22 protein-coding genes are annotated in these 22,410 nt (G+C 71.6%); 16 read left to right on the top strand and 6 right to left on the bottom strand.

Annotation, left to right across the window (positions count from 1 at the left end; genetic code table 11):
* Position 1 precedes the first annotated feature (1 nt).
* The 10 genes from OM076_RS19995 (at position 2) to OM076_RS19950 (ending at position 12,051) form a co-directional block, all read left to right on the top strand.
* The gene (locus OM076_RS19995; protein ID WP_270041824.1) at positions 2-832 is read left to right on the top strand and encodes an FAD binding domain-containing protein; all 831 of its coding nucleotides are present in this window, start codon (positions 2-4) and stop codon (positions 830-832) included.
* Entirely contained in the window at positions 829-1,293 is a 465-nt protein-coding gene (locus tag OM076_RS19990) for a (2Fe-2S)-binding protein (RefSeq protein WP_270041823.1), read from the top strand. The genes OM076_RS19995 and OM076_RS19990 overlap by 4 nt, the downstream gene beginning before the upstream one ends.
* Entirely contained in the window at positions 1,290-2,624 is a 1,335-nt protein-coding gene (locus OM076_RS19985) for an 8-oxoguanine deaminase (RefSeq protein WP_270041822.1), read from the top strand. The genes OM076_RS19990 and OM076_RS19985 overlap by 4 nt, the downstream gene beginning before the upstream one ends.
* Positions 2,621-4,783 carry a xanthine dehydrogenase family protein molybdopterin-binding subunit gene (locus OM076_RS19980; protein ID WP_270041821.1) on the top strand — a complete coding sequence of 721 codons (2,163 nt, stop codon included), beginning with the start codon at positions 2,621-2,623 and terminating at the stop codon, positions 4,781-4,783. Before OM076_RS19985 ends, OM076_RS19980 begins: the two co-directional genes overlap by 4 nt.
* The gene (gene ade / locus OM076_RS19975) at positions 4,780-6,903 is read left to right on the top strand and encodes an adenine deaminase (RefSeq protein WP_270041820.1); all 2,124 of its coding nucleotides are present in this window, start codon (positions 4,780-4,782) and stop codon (positions 6,901-6,903) included. The genes OM076_RS19980 and ade overlap by 4 nt, the downstream gene beginning before the upstream one ends.
* Positions 6,900-7,202: a hydroxyisourate hydrolase gene (gene uraH / locus OM076_RS19970; protein WP_270041819.1), complete on the top strand. Its 303-nt coding sequence runs from the start codon at positions 6,900-6,902 to the stop codon at positions 7,200-7,202. The genes ade and uraH overlap by 4 nt, the downstream gene beginning before the upstream one ends.
* Positions 7,203-7,304: 102 nt before the next feature.
* Positions 7,305-8,660, top strand: a complete 1,356-nt coding sequence (locus tag OM076_RS19965) for a glycerophosphodiester phosphodiesterase (RefSeq protein WP_270041818.1) — start codon at positions 7,305-7,307, stop codon at positions 8,658-8,660.
* A gap of 213 nt (positions 8,661-8,873) precedes the next feature.
* Positions 8,874-10,169 (top strand): hypothetical protein, encoded by a 1,296-nt coding sequence (locus OM076_RS19960; RefSeq protein WP_270041817.1) that lies wholly within the window; start codon positions 8,874-8,876, stop codon positions 10,167-10,169.
* Positions 10,170-10,570: 401 nt separating this feature from the next.
* The gene (locus tag OM076_RS19955; RefSeq protein ID WP_270041816.1) at positions 10,571-11,161 is read left to right on the top strand and encodes a CAP domain-containing protein; all 591 of its coding nucleotides are present in this window, start codon (positions 10,571-10,573) and stop codon (positions 11,159-11,161) included.
* An 11-nt stretch (positions 11,162-11,172) separates the two neighbouring features.
* Positions 11,173-12,051: a dimethylarginine dimethylaminohydrolase family protein gene (locus tag OM076_RS19950; RefSeq protein WP_270041815.1), complete on the top strand. Its 879-nt coding sequence runs from the start codon at positions 11,173-11,175 to the stop codon at positions 12,049-12,051.
* Here OM076_RS19950 and OM076_RS19945 read toward each other — a convergent pair.
* The 4 genes from OM076_RS19945 to OM076_RS19930 are packed head-to-tail and all read right to left on the bottom strand — an operon-like array spanning position 12,041 to position 16,485.
* Positions 12,041-12,763: a pyridoxamine 5'-phosphate oxidase family protein gene (locus OM076_RS19945; protein ID WP_270041814.1), complete on the bottom strand. Its 723-nt coding sequence runs from the start codon at positions 12,761-12,763 to the stop codon at positions 12,041-12,043. The genes OM076_RS19950 and OM076_RS19945 overlap by 11 nt on opposite strands.
* Before the next feature lie 38 nt (positions 12,764-12,801).
* The gene (locus tag OM076_RS19940; protein WP_270041813.1) at positions 12,802-15,537 is read right to left on the bottom strand and encodes an EAL domain-containing protein; all 2,736 of its coding nucleotides are present in this window, start codon (positions 15,535-15,537) and stop codon (positions 12,802-12,804) included.
* A 34-nt stretch (positions 15,538-15,571) separates the two neighbouring features.
* Positions 15,572-15,838 carry a zf-HC2 domain-containing protein gene (locus OM076_RS19935; RefSeq protein WP_270041812.1) on the bottom strand — a complete coding sequence of 89 codons (267 nt, stop codon included), beginning with the start codon at positions 15,836-15,838 and terminating at the stop codon, positions 15,572-15,574.
* Positions 15,835-16,485 carry an RNA polymerase sigma factor gene (locus OM076_RS19930; RefSeq protein ID WP_270041811.1) on the bottom strand — a complete coding sequence of 217 codons (651 nt, stop codon included), beginning with the start codon at positions 16,483-16,485 and terminating at the stop codon, positions 15,835-15,837. Before OM076_RS19930 ends, OM076_RS19935 begins: the two co-directional genes overlap by 4 nt.
* 113 nt (positions 16,486-16,598) lie before the next feature.
* On the opposite strand from OM076_RS19930, the gene OM076_RS19925 reads away from it, so the two are divergent.
* Positions 16,599-17,651, top strand: a complete 1,053-nt coding sequence (locus tag OM076_RS19925) for a lactonase family protein (protein ID WP_270041810.1) — start codon at positions 16,599-16,601, stop codon at positions 17,649-17,651.
* A gap of 41 nt (positions 17,652-17,692) precedes the next feature.
* Entirely contained in the window at positions 17,693-17,908 is a 216-nt protein-coding gene (locus OM076_RS19920) for a hypothetical protein (protein WP_270041809.1), read from the top strand.
* On the opposite strand, the gene OM076_RS19915 is transcribed toward OM076_RS19920, so the two are convergent.
* Positions 17,905-18,822: a homocysteine S-methyltransferase family protein gene (locus tag OM076_RS19915; protein ID WP_270041808.1), complete on the bottom strand. Its 918-nt coding sequence runs from the start codon at positions 18,820-18,822 to the stop codon at positions 17,905-17,907. The two genes, OM076_RS19920 and OM076_RS19915, sit on opposite strands and share 4 nt — an antisense overlap.
* 122 nt (positions 18,823-18,944) lie before the next feature.
* Between OM076_RS19915 and OM076_RS19910 the strand changes: the two genes are divergently transcribed.
* Both OM076_RS19910 and OM076_RS19905 read left to right on the top strand, forming a co-directional pair.
* The gene (locus OM076_RS19910; RefSeq protein WP_270041807.1) at positions 18,945-19,127 is read left to right on the top strand and encodes a hypothetical protein; all 183 of its coding nucleotides are present in this window, start codon (positions 18,945-18,947) and stop codon (positions 19,125-19,127) included.
* Positions 19,124-19,645, top strand: coding sequence for an adenylate kinase family protein (locus OM076_RS19905; protein ID WP_270041806.1), 522 nt, complete (start codon positions 19,124-19,126; stop codon positions 19,643-19,645). Before OM076_RS19910 ends, OM076_RS19905 begins: the two co-directional genes overlap by 4 nt.
* On the opposite strand, the gene OM076_RS19900 is transcribed toward OM076_RS19905, so the two are convergent.
* Positions 19,623-20,558: a LysR family transcriptional regulator gene (locus tag OM076_RS19900; protein WP_270041805.1), complete on the bottom strand. Its 936-nt coding sequence runs from the start codon at positions 20,556-20,558 to the stop codon at positions 19,623-19,625. The genes OM076_RS19905 and OM076_RS19900 overlap by 23 nt on opposite strands.
* 71 nt (positions 20,559-20,629) lie before the next feature.
* Between OM076_RS19900 and OM076_RS19895 the strand changes: the two genes are divergently transcribed.
* Both OM076_RS19895 and OM076_RS19890 read left to right on the top strand, forming a co-directional pair.
* Positions 20,630-20,923, top strand: a complete 294-nt coding sequence (locus tag OM076_RS19895; RefSeq protein ID WP_270041804.1) for a hypothetical protein — start codon at positions 20,630-20,632, stop codon at positions 20,921-20,923.
* Between the two features lie 51 nt (positions 20,924-20,974).
* On the top strand, positions 20,975-22,234 hold the full coding sequence (locus OM076_RS19890) for an aminotransferase class V-fold PLP-dependent enzyme (protein ID WP_270041803.1): 1,260 nt from the start codon (positions 20,975-20,977) through the stop codon (positions 22,232-22,234).
* Positions 22,235-22,410 lie beyond the last annotated feature (176 nt).

The raw sequence follows: 22,410 nt of genomic DNA, 5'->3' as shown, positions 1-22,410 counted from the left end.
GATGGAGTTCCTGCAACCCCCCACGTGGAGGGAGGCGCTAGAAGCTCGGGCGGCGCATCCGGACGCCGTGCCGATCTGGGGCGGCACCGACGTGATGGTCGAGATGAACTTCGCGCGCCGCCGCCCGGAGGCGTTGCTCGACCTCACCCGAGTGGACGAGCTTTCGCGCTGGAGCGCGGAGGACGGCTGGTTTCGGATCGGCGCGGGCGTGTCGTACACGCGGGTGATCGCGGAGCTCGGGGCGGCGTTGCCGGGGCTGGCGATGGCGTCGCGGACGGTCGGTTCGCCGCAGATCCGCAACCGGGGGACGATCGGGGGGAACCTCGCCTCGTCCTCCCCGGCGGGTGACGCGCTGCCGCCGCTGTTCGCGAGCGGCGCCGAGGTCGAACTGTGGTCTGTGCGCGGATCGCGGCGGCTGCCGGTCGAGTCCTTCGTCGTCGGGCCCAAGCGCAACGTGCTCGGTTCCGATGAGCTGATCGCCGCCGTGTGGGTACCACGGGCGGGTGGGCCGCAGCAGTTCGCGAAGGTGGGGACGAGGAACGCGATGGTGATCGCGGTCTGCTCGTTCGCTTTGGATGTCGCGCCGGGGCGCGTGGGGACGTGCATCGGCTCCGCAGGGCCGACACCGATTCGCGCGCGCGAGGCGGAGGCGTTCGCGGAGACGCTCGGCGAAGAGCTCCCGGACGGCGCGGCGGAGCACTTCGGCGAGCTGGTGGCCGCCGCGGCGTCGCCGATCGACGACGTGCGCGGGACGGCCGCGTACCGGCGCCACGCGCTGGGCGTGCTGGCGAAGCGCACGTTGACCTGGGCCTGGAAGGAGCGCGTGGCTTGAGGCTCGCCTGCAGGGTCAACGGCGAGGCCCGCGAGGTCGACGGGCTCTGGGAGGGCGAGTCGCTGCTGTGGGTGTTGCGCGAGCGGCTGCAGCTGCCCGGATCCAAGAACGCGTGCGAGCAGGGCGAGTGCGGCTCGTGCTCGGTCTACCTCGACGGCGTCCTGGTCTGCTCGTGCCTGGTCGCGGCGGGCCAGGTCGAAGGCCGCGACGTGGTCACGGTCGAAGGACTCGCGGGCGAGGAGGACGCGCTGCACCCGATCCAGGAGGCGTTCCTCGAGGCGGGTGCGGTGCAGTGCGGGTTCTGCACGCCGGGCCTGATCGTCGCGACGCACGACCTGCTGGCGCGCAACGCGACGCCCGACGACGCCGAGATCCGCGAGGCGCTCGCGGGAAACCTGTGCCGCTGCACCGGCTACGAGAAGATCCTCGACGCGGTACGGCTGGCGGCGACGCGCGCATGATCGTCCTGGACGGATGCGCCGTCGCGACCCCGACGATCACCGGCACGCGCGGCTGGATCGCGATCGACGGCGACCGCATCGCCGCGATCGGCTGGGACGACCCGCCCGCGGGCGAGCGCATCGACGCGTCCGGCTGTCTCGCGACCGCCGGGCTGATCAACTGCCATCACCACCTGTACCAGTGGGCCACGCGCGGGCTCGCGCAGCAGGCGACACTGTTCGAGTGGCTGGTCGAGCTGTACCCGACCTGGGCGCGGATCGACGCCGAGATCGAGCGCGCGGCGGCGCGCGCCGGGCTCGCGGCGCTGCTGCTGTCGGGGTGCACGACCGCGTCCGACGATCACTACGTCTTCCCGCGCGGAGCGGGGGACCTGCTGGCGGTCGAGATCGAGGCGGCGAGGGAGCTGGGCATCCGCTTCCATCCGTGTCGCGGCTCGATGGATCTGGGCGTGTCCAGCGGCGGGCTGCCGCCGGACTCCGTCGTCGAGGACCGCGACGAGATCCTCGCGGCCTGTGCGGCGGCGATCGACCGCCACCACGATCCGTCGCCGAGCTCGATGCTGCAGATCGCGCTCGCGCCGTGCTCGCCGTTCAGCGTCACCCGCGAGCTGATGCGCGAGTCCGCCGAGCTGGCCCGGGCGCGCGGCGTGCGCCTGCACACCCACATGGCTGAGACCGTCGAAGAGGAGGCGTACTGCCTGGAGCTGTTCGGCATGCGCCCGGTCGAGTATCTCGACGAGCTGGGCTGGCTCGGCCCGGACGTGTGGCTCGCCCATTGCGTGCACCTCAGCGACGACGAGATCGTCCGCTTCGCCGAGACCGGCACGGGCGTGGCCCACTGCCCGTCGTCGAACGCGCGGCTGGGTGCCGGGATCGCGCCGGTCAGGCAGCTCGTGCACTCGGGCGGGTCGGTCGGGCTCGGAGTCGACGGCGCGGCGTCCAATGAGGCCGGCGAACTCGCCGGAGAGCTCCGCCAGGCCTTGCTGCTCGCGCGGTTGGCGGGCGGCCCCGACGCGATGAGCCCTCACGAAGCGCTGACGCTCGGAACCGTCCATGGCGCGCGCTGTCTTGGGCGCTCGCGCGACCTCGGAGCGCTCGAGCCGGGCTACCTCGCCGACATCGTCCTCTGGCGCCTCGATGATCTCGATCACGCCGGCATCGAGGATCCGGTCGCGTCGCTGGTCCTCGGCCCCCGCCCGCTCGCCGACCGCGTCTTCGTCGGCGGCCGCGAGGTCGTCCGCGACGGCGAGCTGCTGACCGGTGACGTCGAGGAGATCGCCGCCGACCTGAAGGTCGCCTGCCGCCGGCTCGCGGCGGAGGTCCGCGCGTGAGCACGATCACGACCATCAAGGACGGCGTCGGCCAGTCGGTGCGCCGGCCCGACGGCATCCCGAAGGTCAAGGGCGAGTTCGCCTACTCGTCGGACATGTGGGCCGAGGACATGCTGTGGGGCGCGACGCTGCGCTCGCCGCACCCGCGGGCACGCATTCGCGCGATCCATCTCGGCAAGGCGCTCGCGATCCCCGGCGTCCACGCCGTGCTCACCCACGAGGACGTGCCCGGGCGCAAGCTGTACGGACTCGAGCACATCGATCAGCCGGTGCTGGCGATCGACCAGGTCCGCTATCAGGGAGAGCCCGTGGCGATCGTCGCCGCCGACCATCCCGAGACCGCGCGGCGCGCGGCGGATCGGATCGAGGTCGACTACGAGGAGCTCGAACCGCTGACCGACCCCGAGTACGCGCTCGACCCCGCCTCTCCCCCGCTGCATGCCGGCGGGAATCTGCTGCGCCACGTGCACATCGCGCACGGCGACGAGCCCGGCGAGGCGGACGTCGTGGTCAGCGGCGAGTACGAGGTCGGGATGCAGGATCAGGCCTTCCTGGGGCCGGAGTCGGGGCTCGCGGTGCCGGCCGAGGACGGCGGGATCGACCTGTGGATCGCGACGCAGTGGCTGCACGTGGACCGCGACCAGGTCGCCGCGTGCCTGGATCTGCCGGTCGCGAAGGTGCGGTTCACGCTCGCGGGCGTGGGCGGAGCGTTCGGCGGGCGCGAGGACGTGTCGATGCAGGCGCATGCCTGCCTGCTGGCGCTGCACACGGGCCGCCCGGTGAAGATGGTCTACGGCCGCGAGGAGTCGTTCTTCGGGCACGTGCACCGGCACCCGGCGTGGATGCGTTACGAGCACGGGGCCGATCGCGACGGCCGGCTGCGCTACATCAAGTGCCGCATCCTGCTCGACGGCGGCGCGTATGCGTCTTCCTCGGGCGCGGTGGTCTCCAACGCGGCGGCGTTCGCGCTCGGGCCGTACGACGTGCCGAGCGCGCGGATCGACTCCTACGTCGTCTACACCGACAACCCGCCGTGCGGGGCGATGCGCGGCTTCGGCGCCGTGCAGACCTGCTTCGCGCACGAGGCGCAGATGGACAAGCTCGCCGCTGCCTTGGGCATGGACCCGGTGCAGCTGCGGCTGCGCAACGCGATGGTCACCGGCACCTCGATGCCCACCGGCGCGCCGATCAACTGCCCCGCGCCGGTGGCTGAACTGCTCCGATCGGTGCGCTCACGGCCCTTGCCCGACGCGGGTGGCGGCCTGCCGGGCGGCATCGCCAACGTGACCCGCGGCGAAGGCGTGGTGCGCGGCGTCGGCTACGCGGTGGGCTTCAAGAATGTGGGCTTTTCCGAGGGTTTTGACGACTTCTCGACGGCGCGGGTGCGACTTTCCGTGGCCGGAGGTGAACCTCTAGTTGAGGTTCATACTGCGGCTGCCGAAGTGGGTCAGGGACTCGTAACGGTCATGGGGCAGATCGCGCGGACCGAGCTGAACGTCCAGAACGTGCTGGTGCTTCCCGCGGACACCCAGGTCGGGTCCGCCGGGTCGTCCTCGGCGTCCCGTCAGACCCACATGACGGGCGGCGCGGTGCAGGCCGCGTGCCGCGCGGTGCGCGAGGAGCTCGAGCGGCGCGGCGGTGAGATCGGGGACGGCATCGAGGAGACGCGGGAGTACCACCACCGGCCCACCCAACCGCTCGACGCCCTCGGCCAGGGCGACGCCCACGTCACGTTCGCGTTCGCCGCCCACCGCGCCGTGGTCGACGTCGACACCGAGCTCGGGCTCGTGCGGGTGGTCGAGATCGCCACCGCGCAGGACGTCGGCAAGGCGATGAACCCGCTCGCGGTCGAGGGCCAGATCGAGGGCGGGATCGCCCAGGGCCTGGGGCTCGCGCTGATGGAGGAGATCCAGGTGGTCGACGGGCTCGTCCGCAACGCGTCCTTCACCGACTACTTGATCCCGACGGTGCTCGACATGCCGCCGGTCGAGCTCGACATCCTCGAGCTGGGCGATCCGGACTCGCCGTACGGCCTGCGCGGGATCGGTGAGCCGCCGACGATCTCCTCGACGCCCGCGGTCGTCGCTGCCCTGCGCGCGGCGACCGGCAAGCCGCTGGCGCGCGTTCCGGTCCGCCCGGATGACATGGTGGGGTTGTGAGCCACAGAGCGCATCTCATCGCCGTCGCGCGCGGCGACGCCGAGCCGGACACCATCATCGAAGGCGCCAAGGTCTTCTCCGCTTTCACCCGCGAGTGGCTCGACGGGGACGTCGGGATCGCCGACGGGCGGATCGCCGGGATCGGCGCCTACGAGGGCGGCGAGCGGATCGACGGGCGCGGGAAGTACCTCGTGCCCGGGTTCATCGATGCGCACGTGCACCTCGAGTCGGCGAAGTTGACGCCGGCGCAGTTCGCGCGGGCCGTGGTGCCGCGCGGGACGACCGCGGTGGTCTGCGATCCGCACGAGATCGCCAACGTCGCCGGCGTGGAGGGCGTGCGCTGGCTCCTGGACGCCACCGAGGGCCTCCCGCTCGACGTGTTCGTGATGGCGCCGTCGTGCGTTCCCGCCAGTGACTTCGAGTCTCCGCGCGGGCCGCTCGGCCCCGAGGACATGCGCGAGATCCTCAAGCATCCCCGGGCGCTCGGCGTGGCCGAGATGATGAACTTCCCGGGGGTGATCGGCGGCGATCCCGACGTGCTGGCGCGGATGGTCGCGCCGCATGTCGACGGGCACGCGCCCGGCGTGATGGGGCGCGCGCTGGACGCCTACGTGGCGGCGGGCATCGTCACCGACCACGAGGCGTTCACGGCGGCCGAGGCGCTCGAGAAGCGCCGGCGCGGCATGTGGGTGCTGATCCGCGAGGCCTCCAACGCCCGCAACCTGATCGCGCTGCTGGAGCTGGTGCGCGAGCACGGGCCGGACTACTGCGCGTTCTGCACCGACGATCGCGAGCCCGACTACCTGCATCGCGAAGGGCACATCGACGAGATGTGCCGGCGCGCGGTCGCACACGGCATCGCGGCCGAGGACGTGCTGGTGATGGCGACGCTTCACGGCGCGCGCGCCCACCGGCTGCTCGACCGCGGGGCGATCGCCCCCGGCTACGTCGCCGACCTCGTCCTGCTGGACGACCTGACCACGTTCTCGGTGGCGCGGACGTTCAAGGACGGCCGCGCGCCGGTCTACCCCGAGTCCGTGCCCGCGGCGCTGCTGGACACGATGCGCGCCGTCCCGGTCGCGTTCGGCATCGCGGGGACCCCCGAGCGGGTGCGCGTGATCGACATCCACCCGGGCCAGCTGATCACCGGCGCGGGCGAGGCGTCGCCGCGGATCGAGGCCGGCCACGTGGTCGCCGACCCGGACCGTGACCTGGCGAAGATCGCGGTGATCGAGCGCCATCACGGGACAGGCCGCGTGGGCCTTGGCCTCGTGCGCGGGTTCGCGCTCCAGGCGGGCGCCTTCGCCTCGACCGTCGCCCACGACGCGCACAACCTGGTCGTGGTGGGTGTCGACGACGCCGACATGGCGGTCTGCGCCGAGCGTGCCCAGGCGCTCGGCGGCGGGTTGGTCGTCGCGCGCGACGGCGCGGTCGTGGGTGAGCTCGCGCTGCCCATCGCCGGGCTGCTCTCCGACGCCCCGCTGGAGGAGGTCGCCGAGGGGCTCGAGCACCTGCAGGACCTCCTGGCCGAGCAGGGTGTGACGATCGGCGCGCCGTTCATGACGCTCTCGTTCCTCGCGCTCTCGGTCATCCCCTCGCTGAAGATCACCGATCGCGGGCTGGTCGACGTCGACGCGTTCCAGCTCGTCCCGCTCGCGCTCGGGGAGCGAGAGGCGTTCGTGGCGCGCTTCGGCGCGCTCTATGAGCATTCGCCCTGGGTCGCCGAGCGCGCGTGGCGGCCCGAAGGCTTCGACGGCATCGACGACCTGGACGCGGCGCTGCGGGAGGCGATGTACTCCGCGTCGCGAGCCGAGCAGCTCGAGCTGATCCGCGCGCATCCGGACCTCGGCGAGAAGGTCACCTCGCTCACCGAGCACTCGCGCGACGAGCAGGCAACGCTCGCGCTCTCCCCTGCCGACTACGACCGCTTCGCCACCAGCAACGCCGCCTATCGGGCGAAGTTCGGCATCCCGTTCGTCGTCTGCGTCCGCGAGCACGACAAGGACTCGGTGCTGGCCAACGCAGACGCCCGCTTGGGCAACCCGGTCGAGCAGGAGATCGAGACGGCGCTCGGGGAGATCGCCAAGATCGCCCGCCTGCGGCTCGAGGATGCGCTGTGAGCCTGTCCACGCACGTGCTCGACACCGCGAACGGCCGGCCGGCCGCGGGCGTCGCGGTGGCGCTGCGCAAGGACGGCGAGGTGATCGCCGAGCTGACGACGAACGAGGACGGCCGGGCGACGTTCGGGGACGTGGGCGCCGGGGGCTTCGAGCTCGAGTTCGCCGTCGGCTCCTACTTCGGCGAGGCGCCGTTCCTCGACACGGTGCCGGTCCGCTTCACGATCGCCGATGCCGGTGCGCACTACCACGTCCCGTTGCTCGTCTCGCCGTGGGCGTACAGCACGTATCGCGGCACCTGACGAATTTTCACCGCGTGGTAACGCGGCGCTCACGATCCGGTCACAGGAATCTCCGGTAGGTGAATGAGGCTCCCGTCCGCACATCGGACGATCAGGAGGATCATGCGTTTTCTGAACAAGGTGGCCACGACGGCTCTGGTGGTCGCGTCGGTCGCGGCCCTCGCCCCGGCCGCCCAGGCCCAGTCGGGTCCTGAGGCTGCCGCGGCGCCGCTGGTCGTCGCGCACCGCGGCGCATCGGGCACACGCCCGGAGCACACGTTCGCGTCGTACGACCACGCGATCGAGCTCGGCGCCGACTACATCGAGCAGGACCTGCAGGTCACCAGCGACGGCGTCCTGGTCGACATGCACGACGGCACGCTGAACCGCACGACGCGCGGCGACGCGGCCAACTGCACGGGCGCCGTCAACACCAAGACGCTGGCGCAGATCAAGACCTGCAGCGCCGGCTCGTGGTTCGGCGCCGAGTACGTCAACGAGAAGGTCCCGACGCTGGAGGAGCTCTTCCAGCGCTACGGCAACACGGTCAACTACTACATCGAGACCAAGCAGCCGGACCCCGCGGACCACATGGAGGAGAAGCTCCTCGCGCTGCTGGACAAGTACAACCTGCGCACGGCGTCGATCAACAACTGGCAGGTGCTGATCCAGTCCTTCAGCGCCGACTCGCTCAAGACGGTCCACGCGATGGACCCGCGGCTGCCGCTGATCTTCCTCGGCAACCCGAGCCTCGCCACGATCCCGTCGTACGCCGACTACGCGGTCGGCCTCGGCCCGAGCTTCGGCTCGAGCATCAACGCCAACTGGGTCAACACCGCGCACGCGAGCTGCCTCGACGTGCACCCCTACACGATCAACACCGTGGCCAACATGCAGGCCGCCCTGGCCGCCGGCGTCGACGGCATGTTCACGAACTTCTCCGACCTGCTCATCGGTCTCCTCGGCGATCGCAAGGCCAAGGGCCTGCAAGGCGCGATCGACGCCAAGCGGTCCCACGACGCCTGCCTCGCCCGCAACGCCAAGGCCCCGGTCGGCGGCACCGTTGGAGCCACGCTTTCGCTGACCCTCGGCACCCCCGCCGGCTTCGGCGCGTTCGTCCCGGGCCTGGCGAAGGACTACACCGCCAGCACGACCGCCACGGTGGTCTCGACGGCCGGCAACGCCGCGCTGAGCATCGCCGACCCGAGCACGACCGCCACGGGCAAGCTCGTCAACGGCACGTTCTCGCTGCCGCAGGGCCTGCTGGTCGACGCGACCAGCGCCGCGGGCACCGTCGCCGGCCCCGCCGCCACGGTCGGCGGCTCCGCCGCCCCCACCACGCTGCTCAACTACGCCGCGCCGGTCTCCAACGACGCCGTCACGGTCAACTTCAAGCAGTCGATCGGCGCCGCCGACGCGCTTCGCACGGGCCAGTACGCGAAGACGCTGACGCTGACGCTCGCCACCACCGCCCCGTAGTTTCCGGATCGCTCCCGCGTCGACGGACGCGGGAGCTTTGCCCTTTCGGGCAATCGGACGGCGCGCAAGACTGCGCGGCCGGTCATGGCTTCCCGCGCGCGAGGCTGGGAGATTCGGCCCGTGCCGCTCACTGTCGCCCCTCCCCCCCGGAATGGCGATGCGGCACAGGGCCGTTGGTTCTCCGACCCGTCGGCGCTCGCCGCCTCTGACCAGGTGGAGGCGCATCACGAGGGGCCGGAGCCCACGCCCACCCTCCCGGCGTCGGCCGCCATCGCCCGCACGATGGCGGCCGGCGCCCTCCTCAGCGCCGCTTCGCTCGCGATCGCCGCGACGCTCGTGTTCCTGGTCGCGGCGGTGCGACTGGCGTTCGCGCAGGGTGCCCGGCTGACGTTCGACGGCGCGGCGCCGGTGCTCCTCGCCGTCGCTTTCGCCCTCGGCTGCGCCGCGACGCTCGCGAGCCCAGCGTGGCCGTGGCCCGCGCGACGCCCCCGGACCCTCGCGCTGGCCGCGATCGTCGCCGCCGCGTCGCCCGTCTCCGGCCACGTGCTCCCCGCCCTCGCGCTGGCGATCGTGGCCGTCGGCCTCGCGCTCGTGCGCGACCACCGCACGCCGGGAGGACGCCGCGTGACCCACTGGGGCGTCGCGGCGGGCCTTTCCGTCGCGGCGCTGGCCGCCGCGATCGCCGGCGCCGCGCTCGCCGAGAGCCACCCGCTGCACCCCACCGCATCGCTGAACGCCGGCGCGGGGCATGCGGCGTCGACGCGCAGCGAGTCGACCGCCGGACAGCCGGCACCGGCGAAGCCCGCGACTCAGAGGCCCGCGAAGTCGCGCCACGGCGAGGCGCCACCCGCCAAGCACGGATCGACCCACGGCAAGCCCGCCCCGCGGGGCAACGGCACGACCGCGCCGCCCGCGACCGACAAGGCCGCGCCGCCGAGCGACGGCAAGTCGGCTCCACCGACTGAAAGCGAGACCGCGCCGCCCACCGACGACAAGGCCGTGCCGCCGGCCGACGGCAAGACCGCGCCGCCCACCCACGGCGTGACGACCCCGCCGGCCGACGGCAACGCTCCGCCCGCGACCGGCGATGAGACGCCCGGTTCGAGCGAGCCTGCCCCGGCGGCACCCGCCGAGCGCGGTTCAGCCCTCCCCGGGGCGGCGCCCGACGCCGACGCGGCGACGGCGTTCGTCCGCGACTACTACGCGGCGCTCGACGAGCGGCGCTTCGAAGACGCGTGGGCGGTGCTGTCACCCGCCATCCAGCAGCGGTTCGGGGGCTTCGCCCGGTGGCAGGCCGGTTATGCGCAGACGGCGAAGAGCGATCCGCGGGAGCTCATCACTCGGCCCGACGGCGGCGCACTGATCGTGAACGTCCGGCTCGTGGCTCACGAAAAGAACTGCGACGCATCGCAGACTTTCCGGGTCACGTGGCGGCTCGAGCCGACCGCCGACGGATGGCACGTGGCTGGATTGCAGGGAATCGCCCTGGGCGGGCGTCCGTGCGAATGAATTGTTGATGACGTCGACATCTGTCGTCATACTTCGGCGCCGCCGGTCAGCGTGCGTCTTGCGTGGCCCCGGGCACGCGGGTCCGTCCCTGGACGGTGTTCCCCCCAGCGTCGTCCGGGGCCACGCAAGGCGCACGCTCGGCCTCAGGGCAGCAACGCGCGCCAGCGGCGCATTCTGACGCCCGCCGCGCGCGATTGGTTCTCTGGACGCTCACCACGTTGAAGTGAGAGCGTCCAGGCGACTGGGTACCTGCTCCAACAAGCGCCGGTCGGCTGGGGAGCCATGGCCGGCGCCGCACCTGTAAGAAACGTGCCTGGCGGGAACCCGGGCGACGAATCGATAGCGCCGCGACCGCTGCACGACGGCGGTCTGCGACGCGTGCCGGGAGGCCAACCCCTCACATGCTCACGCCCGCCTTCACGCGGACGCGGCTCCATGCTGCCGCGTTCGCCCTGCTCGCCTTCGGCCTCTTCGCCGCGCCGGCCTCGGCGTCGCGCGGGGTCTATCAATGCGCCGGCTCGCTGGACATCCCGCAGACGGACGGGCAGCCCGCGACCGCGGCCACCGCCATCACCTGCCTGGTCAACGTCGAGCGGACCTCGCGCGGCATCCCCGCGCTCAAGCCCGACGCCGACCTCGCCCAGGCGGCCGGCGGTCACGCCGCCGACATGTCGCGCCGCCGGTTCTTCGCGCACGTCAACACGAGCGGCGAGGGCCTCAGCGCCCGCCTGCGCGACGCGGGCTACGGCAACCCGGGCGACGGCTGGTACGCGGCGGAGGACCTCGGCTGGGGCACCGGCGACCGCGCCACGCCCAACGCCATCGTCGACGCCTGGCTCAACAGCCCGCACCACCGCCGCATCCTGCTCTCCCCCACCTACGAGGAGCTCGGCGTTGGCGTCGCCCAGGGCGCGCCCAAGCCGACGATGTCCGGCCTGCCCGGCGCGACGTACACGCTGGACCTGGGAACGATCCGGGTGGGTGGGGACTAGATTTGCGCGGCATGACCGCCACCGCTCCCTCTGGCGCCCGCTACGGCGTCACGTCCATGGTCGCTCCGCTCCAGCGGGTCCTCGTCCGGCGCCCCGCGCTCGCCGGCGATTGGGAGGGTGCCGGATGGCGAGTCCCCGACCCGGCCAAGCTCGAGCGCCAGCACGCGGCGTTCGTCGAGTTGCTCGACGGCCTCGGCGCGCAGGTGGAGATCGCCGACGCGCTCGAGGGTCAGGTCGACTCGGTCTACATGCACGACCCGCTGATCCTCAGCGGCCGCGGCGGCATCCCGCTCAACATGGCCAAGCCGGCGCGCATGAAGGAGCCGGCGAACGCGGCCGACGCGCTCGCGGCCGTCGACGTCCCCGTGATCGGCACGCTCGAGGGCGACGCCTACGCCGACGGCGGCGACCGCTTCTGGCTCGACGACAAGACGGCCGCGATCGGCCTCGGATACCGGACGAACCGCAAGGGCGCGGCGCGGATCCAGGAGCTGCTCGAGCCCGAGGGCATCCACGTCGAGACCTACGACATGCCGCACGACCAGGGCGCCGCGTACGTCCTGCACCTGCAGTCGTTCCTGTCGGCGGCGACCGAGAGCCTGTACGTCGTGTACGAGCCGCTCGCGCCCGTGCGCCTGTTGCAGGACATTCTCCAGCGCGGCGTCGAGTACATCGCGATCGACCACGACAGCTATCTCGCGATGGGCTGCAACATCCTCGCCGTCCGTCCCGGCGTCGTCGTCATGGTCGACGGCGTGCCGGCGGTGCGCCGCGCCCTCGAGGAGCGCGGCGTCGAGGTCCACACCTACGACGGCAGTGACCTGAGCCTGAAGGGAGACGGTGGGCCGACTTGCCTCACCGCCCCCCTGCTCAGAGCAGCTATTTCCTGATCGGCTGCGGCGTGTGACGCCGCGGCGGCGGTTGTGCGAAGCGCACGGTGCCGATCTCCGCCGGCGCCTCGGCGACCGCCGGCTCGGCGTCATACTCCGGCGAGCAGACCGGCGGCTGCAGCCACGCCCGCTCGCCGTTCTTGGCCTTGAAGACGTCGCCCGCGCGGCGGCCGACCTCGGCCTCCTTGGACTCTTCGCCGTCGAGGTAGCGCAGCATCGGGATGTGCTTCGAGCAGTGGACGTACGCCTCTTCGATCGCGACCACGACCCAGCGCTCCGGCGTCTTCTTCATCTCAGGTGACTCGACGAACGGCGTCGCGAACGCGAGCCGGTCGAAGATCCCACCGAACGCCTCGACGGCCTGGTTCTCGACGATCCTCGCGTGCCCGTTGATGTGCAGGCCGACGGCGGTCTCGAAGAAGTCGACCATCAGGATCCCCACGTACGGGTTCTCCATGATGTTGCCCATCGAGGCCATCACGCCGTTGCCCTTGTACTCGGGCCACATGACCGTCTTCTCGTCGAGCACCCGGATGAACCCGGGAGGACCCGCGCGGAACGAGTTGTCGCACTCGCCGTGCTGGTCCGCCGTCGCGATGAACGCCATCTTCATCCGCAGGATGAACTCACGCATCTCCGGGGTCAGGTAGTCGAGCACCTGGTTGTCGTAGAACGCGTTGGCACGCTTGACGTTGCCGTAGCGTTCCTGCAACTCGTGTTCACCACCCGACCCGGGCCGGCCTGGGCCACTCATCGGGGCACACCGATCTGAGCGAACTCCGTGGCGACCGGACGCGGCGCGCCGTGGTAGTAGCCCTGGGAGTAGTCGACGCCCTTCTCGCGCAGCATGCAGACCGTCTCTTCGGCCTCCACGAACTCGGCGATCGTCTTCATGCCCATGCCGCGGGCGATGTCGACCATCGACTTCACGACCAGCTGGTCGGTGATCGAGGACGTGAGCGAGCGGATGAAGTCGCCGTCGATCTTCAGATAGTCGAGCGGCAGGTACTTCAGGTAGTAGAAGGACGAGAAGCCGGCGCCGAAGTCGTCCAGCGCGAAGCGGCAGCCCAGGCGGGTCAGGCGCTCGGCGAAGGCGCGCGCCTGCTCCATGTTGGCGATCGCGGCGGTCTCGGTGATCTCGAAGACCAGGCGGCTCGGATCGATGCCGGTCAGCGCGATCTCGCGCTCGACGAGCTCCGGGATCGCGAGGTCGCCCATCGACTTGCCCGAGACGTTGACCTCGAGGCGGACGTCGTGCTCGGCGAGCAGGTGGATCGCCTTGCGCGCCACCCACTGGTCGATCTCCTGAATCAAACCGAAGCGCTCCGCGGTGTCGATGAACGCGGCGGGCATGATGATCTCGCCGTCGTCGCCGATCATGCGCAGCAGCAGCTCGTACTGGGTGATCGAGTCGCTCGCGAGCTCCAGGATCGGCTGGCAGTAGAGGACGAAGCGGTCGTCGTCGAGCGCGCGGCGGATCTGGTCGGCCCAGTTGAGGCGGACCTGCATGCCGGAGACGTACTCGCCGCCGTCGGAGGTGGCCACGTGGTAGCGGTTGCCGCCGGCCTCCTTGGCCGCGTACATCGCGAGGTCGGCCGAGACCATCAGGTCCTCGACGCGGGGCTCCTCGTCGTCGAAGCAGACGATGCCGATCGAGGTCGTCATCGAGATGCGCTGTCCCTCGAGCGGCAGGCGCCGCTCGCGGATCGTCTCGAGCATGCCCTCGGCGATGCGCTCCGCGGTGTCGCGGTCGGCGTCGCGCAGCAGGACGGCGAACTCGTCGCCGCCGAGGCGGGCGACCACGTCGGTCTTGCGGACGCTGTCGTGCAGCGCGCGGCCGACGGCGCGGATGACCTCGTCGCCCGCCTTATGACCGCGGGTGTCGTTGACGTACTTGAAGCGGTCGAGGTCGAGCAGGAAGATCGAGCCCTTGCCGCCGTAGCGCGCGGTGTAGGCGACGTACTCGGCGAGCTCCTGGTCGAAGCGGCGACGGTTGAAGAGCTCCGTCAGCGCGTCGTGGTCGGCCAGGTGCTGCAGCTGGTTCTCGAAGCGCTTGCGCTCCGTGATGTCGCGGATGATGCTCGTCACGACGACGCCGTCGTCGGTGTGCAGCACCGAGAGCATGACGTCGACCGGGAACTCGGTGCCGTCCTTGCGCTGGCCCCACAGCTCGAGGCCCATGCCGAGGGCGACCTGCGAGTCGCTCTCGGTGGAGGCCAGCACGGCGGCGAAGCGCTCGGCGACGACGGTGCGGGTGCGCTCGGCGAAGAGCTCCTCGACCGGGCGGCCCAGGATCTGCTCGCGGTCGTAGCCAAACAGCTTGTCGGTCCGCGCGTTGGCGAAGCCGATCGTGCCGTCCTGGTTGACCTCGACGATGGGGTCCGGAGCGGTCTCGAGGACGGCCTTGAGCTTCTCCTCGGCCTTCTTGCGCTCGGAGATGTCGCGGATGATCCCGCTGAAGAAGCGGGCGCCGGCGGTCTCCCACATCGCGAGCGAGAGCTCGAGCGGGAACTCACGGCCGTCCTTGCGCAGGCCGACGACCTCGACGGTCTGGCCGATCAGGCGCGAAGCCGCCATGCCGCCGTCGGCGACGCGCGCGATGCCCGCGTCGTGCATCGGGCGGAAGCGCTCGGGCATCAGAATCGACAGCGGCCGGCCGACGACCTCGGACTCGCCGAAGCCGAACATCAGCTCGGCGCCGCGGTTCCAGGAGATGATGTCGCCCCGCTGGTCTGCGGCGATGATCGCGTCATTGGCGGACTCGGCGACCGAGCGGAAGCGGATCTCGGACTCGCGCAGCGCGTCGGCCAGCTGCGTGCTGGCGATCTGGCGGCCGAGTTGACGGCCGACGTGCGCGGTGACCTCGAGCAGGCGGTCGTCGGGCGTGACGGCCTGCAGCGAGAAGCACTCGATCACGGCGAAGGTCTTCTCGCCGATCGGGATCGGGAAGGAGAAGGCGCCACGGAGGCCGACTTCGGCGCCGGCCTCGGCGCGCGGGAAGTTGGCGTCGCAGGTGACGTCGACGATCCAGGCGGGGCGGCCGGTGGCGGCGACCCGGCCCGGCAGGCCGATGCCCGGGGCCAGCGGCGTGCTCAACGTCGCGGCGCGGAACGACTCGAACTTGGTCGGGTGACCGAGGTACCAGTTGTTCGACGGCTGCAGCGGATCGTGATCGCTCTTGCCGGCGATGTAGGCGTGGCCGACGGGCCAGCCGGTCCAGCGGCAGACGTGCTCGATGCACGCCTGGACGGCGCCATCGACGGTTTCGGCTTTGGCGGTGGCGGCTGCGACGGACTCGATCAGGCCGACGAAGGCCGAGTCGGTCGCGAACGGCATACCGCCGCGCGGGGCCAACGTCGGGGCCTCCGACGGGGCCGACGACTTGCGACCGCTCGCCAGGTGGGCGACCGTCGCGGCCGTCGCGCCCGCGCCGACGAGGGCGGCGATGTGGGCGAGGCGGTTCGGCTTGTTCGAGGTTCCGGACATTTGTACGGGGTCATCGGAACCTGGTTTGAAGTCTTTAGCCGCCTGCTTTGAACTCCCGGAACACCCGCAGCAGGGTGTCGCGATCCGGACGGAGCTCGAGCTCGACGGCGGCGACGGCGGCCAGTTGCGCCGTGGCGCGGATCTGATCCACGTATTCGACGCAGGGCGGGCACAGCTTGAGGTGCTCCTCCATGCGCTCGGTGTCGGCATCCGAGAGCGCCCCGTCGAGATACTCGGTCACGAGCTCGACGACTTCGCGACAACTGATCCCGCCGGGGATGATCCGGCCGTTGGACGTCACGCCTCGACCTCGTCGAAGTAGTGCTCGAGATCGGCCCGCACCTTGCTGCGGGCGCGGTGCAGCAGCACCCGCTGGTTGCCGGGCGTGAGCTCGAGCGCGCTCGAGACCTCCTCCGGGCTCCAGCCTTCGACGTCGCGCAGCACGATCACCTCTTGCTGGCGCGGCGGGAGCTTCGCGATCGCGGCACGGACTTCGTGCAGGCTCTCGGTGGCGAGGAGCTTCTCCTCCGGCAGGCGCGCCCAGCTGTGGGGCGGGATCGCCCACGCGCCCGGATAGGTCGGGTGGTCGGCGGGGAGGAAGCGCTCGGGATTGACCGCCGGGCCGTCCTCGTCGCCCTCCGCCACCAGCGAGGAGAGTGGGACGCTCCTCGCCTCCCGCTCCCCACGCGTACGCGCGCGATTGGCGACGATGCGGAGGATCCAGGTCTTCAGGCTCGAGCGGCCCTCGAAGCGATCCAGGCCCTGCAGGACGCCCAGCCACGACTCCTGGACGACTTCCTCGGCCACGGCGCGGGTGCGGGTGTAGCCCAGGGCGACCCGCAGCATCAGCGGGCCGTACTTGTCGACGAGGGTCATAAAGGCGTCCTCGTCGCCTGCGCGCAGCCGGGTGAGGAGCGCTGAGTCCTCGTCGACGATCACGTCGTCCATACCTGAGCGACCTTCTCTTACCGGCCACGTCTTTTCAAGTCGCTGTAACGGGATCGAAAGACTCGCGACTTACAGGCTCGACAAGCTCACTCCACTCCCCAGGAGGCTCCTCAATGAAGGTTCATGCAGCCCTCGCGGTCGGCTTCAGCCTGCTCTTCGCCAGCTCGGCGATGGCGTCCGACGGTGCCGTCTACACCCAGACCAACGCTCCCACGGGCAACGCCGTGCACCGCCTCGATCGTGGTCCCGACGGGCTCCTGACGCCCGTCGCCACCTACCGCACCGGCGGGACCGGCACGGGCGCCAGCCTCTCCTCCCAGGGCACCGTGGCGCTCTCCGACGACGGCCGCGTGGTCGTCGCCGTCGATGCCGGCTCCAACGACATCGCGTCGTTCCGCGTCGGCCGCCGCGGGCACCTGACGCTCGTCGATCGCCAGCCCTCGGGCGGTGTGACGCCCAACTCGGTCGACATCGCCGACGGCAGTGTCTACGTCCTCAACACCGGCGGCACGCCGAACGTCACCGGGTTCGACCTCGACGGCTCGGGCCGGATCCGCGCCCGCGCCACCGTCAATCTAAGCGCGGGCGCCCTCGGCGCCGCGCAGGTGTCCGTCGCTCCGGGCGGGCGCGACCTGGTCGTCACCGAGCGCCTGGCCAACCGGATCGAGACGCTGCCGCTGAAGTTCGGCCGCATCGGCGCGCCGGTCGTGACGCCTTCCAGCGGCGCGGTGCCGTTCGGCTTCGCCTTCTCGTCGCGCGGTGACCTGATCGCCTCCGAGGCGGGCGCGAGCACCGTCTCGTCCTACCGGCTCGCCGGCAACGGCACGGCGCGGGTCGTCAGCGCCTCGCTCCCGGTCGGCCAGGGCGCCGCGTGCTGGGTCGCCGTGACCGCCGACGGCCGCTTCGCCTACACCGGCAACGCCACCGGCAGCATCTCGGGCTTCGCGATCGGCCGCGACGGCGCCCTGACCGCGCTCAACGCCAACGGCCTCACCGCCACCTCGACCCGCCCGAACGACCTCGCGATCGCCGGCAACTACCTGTACGCCGTCAATCCGTCCGCCGGCGAGGTCACCGCCTACCGCATCCAGAACAACGGCGCGCTCGTCCCGCTGCCGGGCGTGCAGAACCTCGGCGCCGGCCTCGCCGGGCTCGCCGCCCGCTAAGGAACTCTTTCGAAGCGGCCACTACATTGGTCGTTGCAACCATGACCGTGGCCGCTTCGATCATCCTCGCCGCCATCTTCGGCGGCATCGTCTTCACCCTGCTCGACAGCTGGCAGCGCCGCGCAGCGACGCCGTCCATCGACCCGCCGCCGGTGTATCGCCCCGAGCCGCCGCGCCCGGCGTTCAACGTCGAGCGGCGCAAGCCCGAAGGACCGGAGGACAGCCTCTGGTCCGGGTGGGCCGGGCGCCGCAACTAGATCGCGCCTGCGATCGCCGTCACGTGGCGCAGGTCGGTGCCGCAGCACCCGCCGAGCACGGTGAGGTGCGGCAGGGCGTCGCGCAGGCTCGCGTAGCGCGCGGCCAGGTCATCCGGGTCGCCCGCGTCGAGCTCGGCGGCCTCGTCGAGCTCGGCGTGGCTGAGCCTCGAGGCGTTGGCGCGCAGGCCGCGGACGCGCTCCCGGACCGACGCGTCCTCCAGCACCGCCTCGAAGTGCGTCGGATGGGCGCAATTGAGCATGTAGTAGGCGGGCGAGGCATCAGTCTCACCGTCGACTTGAGCTAGAGCTTCGGCCAGCGATTGGCCGCTCGGCAGCCGCCCGTCGGTCTCCACCGTGAACGAGACGACGACCGGCAAACCCGCCTGGCGAGCCGCGCGGACCACGCCGATCGCCTCCTCCGCGTAGGTCATCGTTATCGCCGTGACCATGTCGGCGGCGGTCTCGGCGAACGTCCCGATCTGGATCGCGTGGTAGGCCTCGGCCTCGTCGGCGCTCAGCAACTGCGCCGGGTCGTAGCCGTCGTCGCTGGGCCCGACGCACCCGCTGATGACGACCAGCGGGTGGATCGAGCGCAGCTCCTCCATCAGCGCGATCGCGCGCCGGTTGGCCAGGGCCAGTTCGCTGGCGCTGTAGCCCAGCTGCTGCCCCCAGCGCGAGCTCGCGCGCCAGGTCGGGCTCTCCGCGATGAACCCGAGCCCCCGGCTCGCGGCCAGCTCGACGAACGGCGCGTAGTAGCGCCGCAGCGCCGCTGTGCCGTAGTCGTCCTTGAGCAGGTCGAAGGCTGCGAAGGCCGGCAGCTCGAACCCTTCGTGGAAGATCAGGACGGTCTCGATCCCGCCGTCGGTCAGGAACGCCTGGCCGTCCAGCTGCGGTAGGTGATCGCGATAGCTCATCCGTCGATCGTCCCCGAGCGCCCCGGCGGCGGGCAATGGTGCCCGCCACACCCGCGTGGATCGGCTACCCGGTTTCACAAGAAAGTCGCGCGCTGCAGCGAGAACGTCGCGATCATCGACCCGTGCTCCCGGATGTGACCGAGACGTCACTGAAGGACCTGCTGTCCGGCCCGTACGACCGCGCGACGGTCAGCGTGGCGCTCGCGTTCGCCACCTGGCAGCGGCTGACGACGATCGAGGGCCTCAGTGATGAGCAGGCGACGGAGGTGATGGTCCGGGCCGTTGCCGGTACGCTCGCGGCGTGAGAGTTCTCATGCTCGCGCCTCCCGGCGGCGGGAAGGGCACCCAGGGCGTGCGCCTGGCGCGCGAGCTGGGCGTCCCCCACATCTCCTCCGGTGACGTGCTGCGCGCCGCGGTCTCGGATGACACCGAGCTCGGCCGCGAGGTCAAGACGCACATGGCCGCCGGCCGGCTCGCGCCGGACGAGCTGGTCACGCGGGCGATCCGACCAGTGGTCGAGTCGCTGAACGGCTACATCCTCGACGGCTACCCGCGCACCCTCGCGCAGGCGCACGGCCTCGACTTCGAAGCGGTGGTCTACCTGCGCGTCCCCGACGAGGAGGTCGAGCGCCGCCTGCTGGGCCGGGGCCGCGCCGACGACACCGCCGACGTCATCAAGCAGCGGCTACGCGAATACGCCGCGGACACCGAGCCGCTGATCGACCACTACCGCGACGTGCTGGTCGAGGTCGACGGCGACCGCGACGAGGACACGATCGCCGCCGACCTCAAAGCACGCGTTACGCCACGGCCACCAGCGTAGGCACGCCCGCCAGCGCGCGGGCGGAGCGGCGCAGGGCCTCCACGAGGTGCTCGGTGAGCGGGTCCTGCTCGCCCTTGCGCACGACGGCGAGGATCTGACGCGCCGGCGCGCGGCCGCGCAGCGGGAGCACGACGACGTCGCTGCGAGAGCTCGTCAGCGCCATCGTCGGGATCATCGCGACCCCGATCCCGGACGCCGCCATGCCCTGCAGCGCCTGGTAGTCCTCGGACGTGAAGGCGACGCTCGGCTCGAAGCCGGCGTCCGCGAAGGCGTGCAGCACGACGTTGGAGTCCGCGCAGGTGCCGGCGACCTCGGTGATCAGGAACGGCTCGTCGCTGAGCTCCTCCAGCGCCACCGACGTGCGCGTCGCCAGCGGGTGGTCCGCGGCCACGGCGATCCGCATCTCGTCGTCGCAGATCGGGAGATACTCGACGCCCGTGCGCCGCTTGGCGGGTGAGAGCTCGGAGTCCACGATGACGGCGACGTCGACGCGGCCCGCGAGCAGCGCGTCAAGCGCCGGCTCGAGCTCGGCCACCTGCAGCGCGAGCTCCGCGTCCGGGCGGCGGGCACGCAGGTCGCGCGTCGCGCCCGGCAACAGGCCGGCAGCGGCCGAAGGGAACGCGGCCACGCGGACCTGCGCGCGACCGACGCCCGCGGCGTCGCGCACCGCTTCCTCCGCTCGCCGGGCGGCGTCCAGCAGCGCCGAGGCGTGACGGACGAGCACCTCACCCGCCGGCGTCAGCGAGACGCCGCGGGCGTTGCGCTCGAGCACGCGCACCCCGAGCGCGGCCTCCAGGCGGGAGATGTGCTGGGAGACGGCGGGCTGGGTGAAGTCCAGCGCGACCGCGGCGTCCGAGAACGAACCGCGCACGGCCACCTCGCGAAACGTGGTGAGGAGCTTGAGGTCGAGCATCACGGACCATTATGTCACGGCACGCAAGTCATCATTGGACATGATTGATGGGGCGCGGCACCATCCTTCCCATGAACACTCTCACCATCCGCTCCGCCACCACCGCCGACGCCGCCGCCCTCGCCCGCCTGGCCGAGCTCGACAGCCGCGAAATCCCTGCTCACCCGCTCTTCGTGGCGGAACTCGGCGACCAGCTGATCGCCGCCGTGTCGGCCCGCGACGGCGCCGCCATCGCCGACCCGTTCACCCGCTCCGCCGACGCCGTCGAGCTCCTCCGCCGCCGCGCCGACCAGGTCGCCGCCCGGCCACAGCCGCGCCGCCGCCTGCACCTCAGCGGCCACGGCTTCCGCATCGCCACATGGTGACCCCAAGCTCCACCCAAGTTCTCCCCAACCCGCCCGCGCGAACATGGCGCGATGAGCGTCCTCGTGCCGCCGGCACACCTCCTCGGTTCCGAAGTGGAGGTGCCCTGCGCCGACGGGCACCTGCGCCGTCACGTCAACCTCGACTACGCGGCCAGCACGCCGGTGATGTCCGCCGTGTGGGACGTCGTCGAGGCCTTCGTGCCGTGGTACAGCAGCGTCCACCGGGGCACCGGGGCCAAGTCGCAGGTCTCGACCGCGGCCTACGAGCGCTCGCGGGAGGTCGTCGCGCACTTCGTCGGCGCGGCGGAGGAGTCGTCCGTCGTGTTCGTCCGCAACACGACCGAGGCGATCAACCTCCTCTCGACCGCGCTGCCACTCGGTACGAGGGTGCTATCCACGCCGGTCGAGCATCACGCCAACATGCTTCCCTGGCGGCGCCACGACCTCCGGACGCTGCCGTTCACGACGTCCGCCGACGAGCTGCTCGAGGTCACCGAGCGCGCGCTGAAGGCCTCGCGCATCGACCTGCTCGCCGTCACCGGCGCCTCCAACGTCACGGGTGAGGTCTGGCCGCTCGAGCAGCTCGGCCGCCTCGCCCACGCCCATGGCGCACAGCTCTTCGTCGACGCCGCGCAGCTCGCCCCGCACCGCGCGATCGACATGCAGGCGTCACACATCGACCACCTCGCCCTCTCGGGCCACAAGCTCTACGCGCCGTTCGGCTCCGGCGCCCTGGTCAGCCGCGCGCCGCTGACCGGCGAGCCGCTGCTGCACGGCGGCGGCGCGATCAAGCTCGTCACGCTCGACGACGTCGTCTGGGCCGAGGCGCCCGACCGCTTCGAGGCGGGCTCGCCGAACGTGATCGGCGCGGTCGCCTTCGCCGCGGCGTGCGAGGCGCTCGAGGAGATCGGCATGGACGCGATCGCCGATCGCGAACGCGCCCTCTCCGCCCGCCTGCACGCCGGCCTGGACGGCATCGACGGCCTCACCCGCCTCGCCCTCTGGCCGGTGCACGACGAGCGCGTCGGCGTCGCCAGCTTCACACTGAAGGGCCACAAGGCCGAGGCGCTCGCCGCCCGCCTGAGCGACGAGTACGCGATCGCGGTCCGCCACGGCTGCTTCTGCGCGCACCCGCTGATCACCCGCCTGCTGCAGGTCCCCGACGCCGAGTCCAAGCGGCTGCAGATGGCGCTGCGCAGGGGCAAGGAGCCCGAGCTGCCCGGGGCGGTCCGGGCGAGCATCGGGCTCGGCACCACGACGCAGGACATCGACGCGCTCACCGGCGCGCTGGCTGAGATAGCGGGCGCTTAGAGTCCTCGAAAGTCAACTGCGCCGGGTGGGGGAGGGGGAAGTGGCGCGCCCTTCGGGTCTGACTCTCGTGGACCGCGCCTTGTCCGCCTGCCCACGCTGAGGCGTCGCGCTGGGACACCGACAGGTACGGGCCACGGAGACAGAAAGGGCGTTCTCACGCACGCCGATCACCCGGA

This window comes from Solirubrobacter ginsenosidimutans (assembly GCF_027587205.1).
The sequence above is the reverse complement of the archived record's forward strand: the minus strand, read 5'-3'. Positions and strand labels throughout refer to the sequence as shown.

Bases quoted from the DNA above. Each gene is read 5' to 3' on its own strand.
- OM076_RS19955 (WP_270041816.1), top strand. From the start codon at position 10,571: ATGCTCACGCCCGCCTTCACGCGGACGCGGCTCCATGCTGCCGCGTTC.
- OM076_RS19950 (WP_270041815.1), top strand. From the start codon at position 11,173: ATGACCGCCACCGCTCCCTCTGGCGCCCGCTACGGCGTCACGTCCATG.
- OM076_RS19925 (WP_270041810.1), top strand. From the start codon at position 16,599: ATGAAGGTTCATGCAGCCCTCGCGGTCGGCTTCAGCCTGCTCTTCGCC.
- OM076_RS19965 (WP_270041818.1), top strand. From the start codon at position 7,305: ATGCGTTTTCTGAACAAGGTGGCCACGACGGCTCTGGTGGTCGCGTCG.
- OM076_RS19940 (WP_270041813.1), bottom strand. From the start codon at position 15,537: ATGTCCGGAACCTCGAACAAGCCGAACCGCCTCGCCCACATCGCCGCC.
- OM076_RS19930 (WP_270041811.1), bottom strand. From the start codon at position 16,485: ATGGACGACGTGATCGTCGACGAGGACTCAGCGCTCCTCACCCGGCTG.
- OM076_RS19985 (WP_270041822.1), top strand. From the start codon at position 1,290: ATGATCGTCCTGGACGGATGCGCCGTCGCGACCCCGACGATCACCGGC.
- OM076_RS19915 (WP_270041808.1), bottom strand. From the start codon at position 18,822: ATGAGCTATCGCGATCACCTACCGCAGCTGGACGGCCAGGCGTTCCTG.
- OM076_RS19900 (WP_270041805.1), bottom strand. From the start codon at position 20,558: ATGCTCGACCTCAAGCTCCTCACCACGTTTCGCGAGGTGGCCGTGCGC.
- OM076_RS19890 (WP_270041803.1), top strand. From the start codon at position 20,975: ATGAGCGTCCTCGTGCCGCCGGCACACCTCCTCGGTTCCGAAGTGGAG.
- OM076_RS19920 (WP_270041809.1), top strand. From the start codon at position 17,693: ATGACCGTGGCCGCTTCGATCATCCTCGCCGCCATCTTCGGCGGCATC.
- OM076_RS19995 (WP_270041824.1), top strand. From the start codon at position 2: ATGGAGTTCCTGCAACCCCCCACGTGGAGGGAGGCGCTAGAAGCTCGG.
- OM076_RS19895 (WP_270041804.1), top strand. From the start codon at position 20,630: ATGAACACTCTCACCATCCGCTCCGCCACCACCGCCGACGCCGCCGCC.